The 1,908-nt window shown below is 65.2% G+C and carries 3 protein-coding genes; all 3 read left to right on the top strand.

Annotation, left to right across the window (positions count from 1 at the left end):
- Window positions 1-540: TetR/AcrR family transcriptional regulator (locus VGL01_RS05645; protein ID WP_331567869.1), on the top strand; the 540-nt coding region annotated here is incomplete at its 5' end.
- Between the two features lie 65 nt (window positions 541-605).
- Window positions 606-1,532 (top strand): HlyD family secretion protein, encoded by a 927-nt coding sequence (locus tag VGL01_RS05640; RefSeq protein WP_331567870.1) that lies wholly within the window; start codon window positions 606-608, stop codon window positions 1,530-1,532.
- Window positions 1,529-1,908 (top strand): ABC transporter ATP-binding protein (locus tag VGL01_RS05635; RefSeq protein WP_331567868.1); only part of this gene is annotated, 380 nt, incomplete at its 3' end. The genes VGL01_RS05640 and VGL01_RS05635, both read left to right, overlap by 4 nt.

Here is a 1,908-nt window from a genome sequence, read left to right as displayed (position 1 = left end):
TCGGCGATGGTCCACTATTACTTCAAGAATCGCGAAACGTTGCTCGATATCGTCGTCGAGGAGCGCATCGCACGCGCTATTCACTTCGTCTGGCAAGTCGGTGAGGCGGACTACGAGGAGGATGCGGCGCAACTCGCGCATCAGCTTGCCGACCGTCTGTTCGACGTCACAGGGCGCATGCCGTGGTTGCCCTCCCTGTGGTTGCGCGAAGTCGTCAACGAAGGGGGCCTGTTGCGCGAGCGGCTGCTTGCACGCATTCCGATGGACAACCTCCGGCGTTTCGCGCACCGGATCCAAGCCGCGCAGCGAGCCGGCACGGTGAATCCCGACATCGAGGCGCCGTTTCTTTTTCTATCGATACTCGGGCTCGTCATGCTGCCGCTTGCGACCGCGACGATATGGCAAGGGCTGCAGAAGATGCCCAAGCTCGGCCGTGCTGCGCTGCAGCGGCACGTCGCGGCGTTGCTGACGAGCGGCTTGCAACCGCCTGCGGCTGCGCGGGGCCGCGGCGCGAGCAAGCCGGCAAGGAGCCGCACATGAAGCCCTTCGCGACGTCGCGGCGCAGCCTGCGCGGGCGGCATCGGTCGATGCTCGGCGTGTGGGTGATGGCGTTGGGCCTCGCCGCGGGCGGGTGCACGCGCGAGCGTCCTGTGAGCTGGCAGGGCTACGCGGAAGGCGAATTCGTGTATCTCGCATCGTCGCAATCGGGCACGCTCGCGCAATTGAGCGTGCACCGTGGGCAGGAGGTCGCGGCCGGCGCGACCGTTTTCGCGCTCGAGTCCACTTACGAAACGGCGGCGCTCGATCAGGCCGCTCAGCAGTTGAGTGCGGCTCGAGCCCAACTGGCCGACCTGTCGAACGGCAAGCGCCCCCCGGAGGTCAACGTGACGAAGGCGCAGCTCGCACAGGCCGTCGCGAATGCGCGCAAGGCCGCTCAACAACTGACGCGCGACGAAGCGCAGTACCGCGCAGGCGGCATCGCCAAGGCTCAGCTCGACGACTCTCGCGCGCTGGCCGACACAAGCGCCGCGCAGGTGCGCGAGTTGACGAATCAGGTCGCGGTTGCCAGATTGCCCGCGCGAGCCCAACAGATCGGGGCGCAAAAAGCCCAGGTCGAGGCGGCCCAAGCCAGCGTCGAAGAGGCACAGTGGAAGGTCGATCAGAAACGCGTCGTCGCCGCGCAGGCCGGCATCGTCTACGACACGCTTTATCGCATCGGCGAATGGGTGCAAGCCGGCAATCCGGTCGTCCAGATGTTGCCGCCGCAGAACGTCAAGGTACGGTTCTTCGTGCCGGAGCCGGTCGTGGGCGGGCTCGCGGCGGGCCGCGAGGTCATGGTTCATTGCGATGGCTGCGCGGCCGATGTGCCCGCGACGATCACCTACGTTTCGCGCGAAGCCGAGTACACGCCGCCGGTCATCTATAGCAACGAGACGCGCGCAAAGCTCGTCTTCATGGTCGAAGCACATCCTGCCGTTGCCGATGCCGCGAAGCTGCATCCGGGCCAGCCCGTGGAGGTGCGTCTGCGATGAGCGCGCCGGCAAACGACTACGCGATCGACGTGCGTGGGCTCAATAAGCGATTCGGTGCCAAGCATGTCGTCAAAGACGTCTCGTTGCAGGTGCGGCGCGGCGAAATCTTCGGCTTTCTCGGCCCGAACGGAAGCGGCAAAACCACGTCGATCCGGATGATGTGCGGTCTGCTGACACCGGACTCGGGCAGCGGCACATGCCTGGGTTTCGACATCGTGCGCGAGAGCGCGCAGATCAAGCGCCACGTCGGCTACATGACGCAACGTTTTTCCTATTGGGAGGATCTCTCGATTCGCGAGAACCTCGATTTCGTTGCACGCGTCTACGAAATGCCGAACCGCAAGGAGACCGTCGAGCGCTCGCTCGAATCGCTAGG

The organism is Trinickia sp. (assembly GCF_036503415.1).
Lineage (GTDB): Bacteria > Pseudomonadota > Gammaproteobacteria > Burkholderiales > Burkholderiaceae > Trinickia.
Note: the sequence above shows the minus strand (reverse complement) of the source record. Positions and strands in the feature narration are given on the sequence as shown.